Origin of the sequence: Mesorhizobium sp. M5C.F.Ca.IN.020.29.1.1, assembly GCF_003997375.1 — a bacterium.
Lineage (GTDB): Bacteria > Pseudomonadota > Alphaproteobacteria > Rhizobiales > Rhizobiaceae > Mesorhizobium > Mesorhizobium wenxiniae.
Genome location: NZ_RZSW01000602.1, coordinates 1 through 3,451 on the forward strand (window position 1 = coordinate 1; position 3,451 = coordinate 3,451).

2 protein-coding genes and 2 pseudogenes are annotated in these 3,451 nt (G+C 69.8%); all 4 read right to left on the reverse strand.

Annotated elements, in window-relative coordinates; all coding sequences use genetic code 11:
• Positions 1–460, reverse strand: a pseudogene (locus EOA85_RS30555) (alpha-hydroxy-acid oxidizing protein); the annotation flags it as partial.
• Between the two features lie 85 nt (positions 461–545).
• The gene (locus EOA85_RS30560) at positions 546–1,448 is read right to left on the reverse strand and encodes a hypothetical protein (protein WP_127212218.1); all 903 of its coding nucleotides are present in this window, start codon (positions 1,446–1,448) and stop codon (positions 546–548) included.
• On the reverse strand, positions 1,445–2,995 hold the full coding sequence (locus tag EOA85_RS30565; RefSeq protein ID WP_127212219.1) for a hypothetical protein: 1,551 nt from the start codon (positions 2,993–2,995) through the stop codon (positions 1,445–1,447). The genes EOA85_RS30560 and EOA85_RS30565 overlap by 4 nt, the downstream gene beginning before the upstream one ends.
• Before the next feature lie 302 nt (positions 2,996–3,297).
• Positions 3,298–3,451, reverse strand: a pseudogene (locus tag EOA85_RS39485) (polyprenyl synthetase family protein); the annotation flags it as partial.

A 3,451-nucleotide genomic window follows, 5' to 3' on the forward strand; every position in this document is an offset into this window, starting at 1 on the left:
GTCCATCGGCCTCCAGCGCATCCACCGCCCGGCGCGCCAGGTCCAGGCCGTCGGCCTCGCGCAGTTGCGCGGCGCCGATATTGGCCAGCAAGGGAATGTCTGGGGCCAGGCGGCGCAGCGCGCGCGTCAGCCCCTGGGAGTTGCGGGATTGCAGGCTCACGCGCTGCGAACCGACGCACATGGCGATCCCCAAGGCTTGCGCTGCCTCGCTCAGATGCCGGTTGATGGCCTCGGCGCGTGGCATGCCGCCGGTCATGGAGCTGATCAGCAGCGGCGCGCGCATGGTCTTGCCCAGCAGCGAGGCGCGCAGGTCGATCTGCGTCAGGTCCAACTCGGGCAATGCGCAGTGTTCGAAACGGATGTACTCCCAGCCGGCGGCGACCGTGGCCGGCGCCGTTCGCCGATCCAGCACGATGTCCAGATGGTCGTTCTTGCGCCGGCTCAGGGCGCTGTCGCTCATGCTCGCTCCAGCCGTCGCATCGGGCGACGGCGTTGCGTCGGATCGGACCGTCGGCAGCGCGCGCACGCCGCCGCCTCCCGCGCGTTCAGGCCGGCGCACGCTGGCCTCCCCCCGCAGCGTCGCTGCGGTAGCGGCTGGTCGAGGTCTGGTAGTACTGCGCGCGGATGGCCGCCATGGCCTCGATCAACGGTCCCCACGGCGCGGGAAAGCGTTCTTGCGCCATCACCCGGTGCAGCATGCGCGTATGGCCGGCCAGCTCGTCGTTGAGGAACTCCACCACAGGCATAGCCGGATAGCGCTGCAGCAGCAGGATCGCCGCGTTGTCGGCCCCGCCGGCCGACCTGTCCTTGTCGCGTCCATGCAGATCGTTCTGCAGGCGCCCTATCGCGGAGATGAGCCGCAGGACTTGGCGAAACGCCGGACGCGCGCGCAAGGTTGCCATGTCCAGCCCCCACAGCAACGACAGGCAACAGAACACGTTCGCGTAAGCGATCGAATCGATGCCATTGTGCAGGTACTCGGCGTAGGACCAGCGTTCCGCCCCTGCCTCCTGCGCGTGTCCGGCGCGCAGCGCCGCGCAGTAGCACCGGGTATCTTCGAGAAGCCGAGCATAGTCGCGACGATCGTAGGCGAGCGCGGCCAGCGAAGCGCGAAGCACAGCGCAGCCCTCGAATCCGGGGAGCGCGCACGGCACGCCCTGCGCCAGCGCCTGCTCCACCGCGGCGAGCTGCTCCGGCGCGATCAGGCCAAGGTCGTTGCAATCGTCGAGCCAGAACAGCAGCGCCAGTTCGCGATAGAACGCCACGATCAGCGTTTCGTCCTGCGGATCGCGGCCGGTGCGGGCGCTGGTGTCGCGCAGGCTCGGGTGGATGCGCTGCAGGATGTACTGGCCGCCCCTAACCGCCTCCGCGGCATGCTCGTCGGCGAACCCGGTCAGGGAACGCCCCCACTCCAGCACCTGCTGCAGCGCGCGTTCGGTCTGGATCATGGCGCCGCTCCTGCTCTCTCGGCCAGGACGCGCCGCCCCCAACGAAGAGCCAGCCACAACCCGGCGAGTTCGGCCACGCGCACGACCCGGGTGGGGCAATACAGTTCCTTGCCGATCCACAGCGGCGTCTGCGGCAATGCATGCACCGCGTGGCGGGCGAGCATCCACTCCAGCGCACGCGCCACCGCCTGCGCGATGCGCCGGCGTCCTGTCGGCTCTTCGCTCCCGTCCATCACGTGCAACGCGAACAGCGCATAGGCGGTTTCCTCGAATGTGGACGCGCGACCGGCGCCCCAGCCGCCGTCGTCGCGCTGCGCCTGCAGCAGCGCCGCCAGCGCGCGCTCGTCGCGCCACTGGGGCTTGCCTTGCGCCAGCGCAGCGACCGCATGCGCTGTGGGATACAGCCACGAAACGTGCCATTTTTCGTTGTCCCATAGACCGTGCGGGTTGCGATTGGCCTCCACGTAGGCGCTGGTGCCGGCGGAGGGCTTTCCCAACAGTCGCAACGCATGCAGGGCATGGATGTTGGTCGACACCGAGGCATTGCGCTCGCCGGGGAAGGTGACGAACAGCTCGCCGATTTCGAAATGGCGCAACGCATCGTCCGCCGGGTCGCGGCCTGCAAGGCGCAGGACGCACAACGCAACGGCGGTGTCGTCCGCATCGGCCGCGAAGTGCAAGGCCGGGCCCAGACCGCGCACGCCCAGGCGGGCGTCGAGCTGCGCGACGATCACGCGCACCGCCTCGGCGAGCGCGGGATGCGCGAACAGCCCGGCCAGATGCAGGGTGTACAGCGACCAGCATGGCTCGAACACATTGATCGGCCAGACGTTGGGAACGACGCCTTCGATGCCGCTGCGCGTCGCCCGCGATGCCGCCTGCAGATACGCGTCGGCGCGCCCGACCTGCGGCATGCTCCCCTGTGTCACGGCGTGCGCACGCCACGCTGCGGTGGCCGCCGGACTGATGCCGATGCTGCCGTAGTCATCCGGGCATGCGGTGGTCGGCGACGTGCCCCAGGCTTCCCAGGAGTGCAGCAACGGATGGCCGCTCGGCAACGTCGCCACCGCCCCCAGCTTGACCAGGCACGCTTGCCGCAATGGCAACAGCGCCGGGTGGCGCGGAAACGCCACGCCGCCCAGCAAGGATGCGGCCTCGCCGCACAACTGCGGTAGGATCAGCTCCGCGCCGATCGGCGCGTCTTCCGGCACCGCTTGCGCGTAGGGATCGGGCTGGCGCTCGAGGAACCGGGTTGCAGCCTGGACTGCGTCGGCAGCGCCGGGAAGAGGATCGGCACGTTGCAATGCCAGCAACGCCGCCCACGTGGGCGCATGGCGAAACAGCGGGAAGTCCGCGCTTCCCCATCCGCCATCGGGCTGTTGCTGCGCGATGAGCCACGCGTATGCGTCCTGCCGACCGGTGACGGTGCCGTGGAACTGCAGAGCTCGCGCCGTGTCATAGACGGACGGACCGACGCTGCCGCCGTCGCTCATCTCGCTCAGCAGGTGGCGCAATTCGGAAAGGATCTGTTCGGACAGCGCGTTCACGTGGGATGTTCCTTCTGCAGACGGCTGAGGAGAACCAGGATCGGGCCGACGCCGCGCACGTCGCCGCAGGCCCGTCGCGGTCTGGCGCATGGAGCGCCGGACGGCCGCCCTGCTCCGGCCCGGCGACGCGCCCCGATGCAGGCGCCGGTCCGACGCATAGGCTTGGCGCAGCGCGCCGCGTGCGCCGCGGCCGTGCTGGGCAACCGCTGCGATCGGCACCCCGGACTCGGAAACAGTGCAGCATGCACCATTGCCGCCGGCCGATCGCAGCGGCACAGGGGCGATTCCATTCGGACGGGCGCTCACGCGCATGGCGCGTGCTTCAACAGATACGCGTTGGCCCGCTGCAGCATCTGCGCCAATCGTTCCGCACGCGGCCCCAGCAGGGCGATGGCCTCCCCGGCGTCGCGCAACAGATCAAGCGCGAACTGGCGCGCTGCCTGCAGCCCCATGATC

Bases quoted from the DNA above. Each gene is read 5' to 3' on its own strand.
- EOA85_RS30560 (WP_127212218.1), bottom strand. From the start codon at position 1,448: ATGATCCAGACCGAACGCGCGCTGCAGCAGGTGCTGGAGTGGGGGCGT.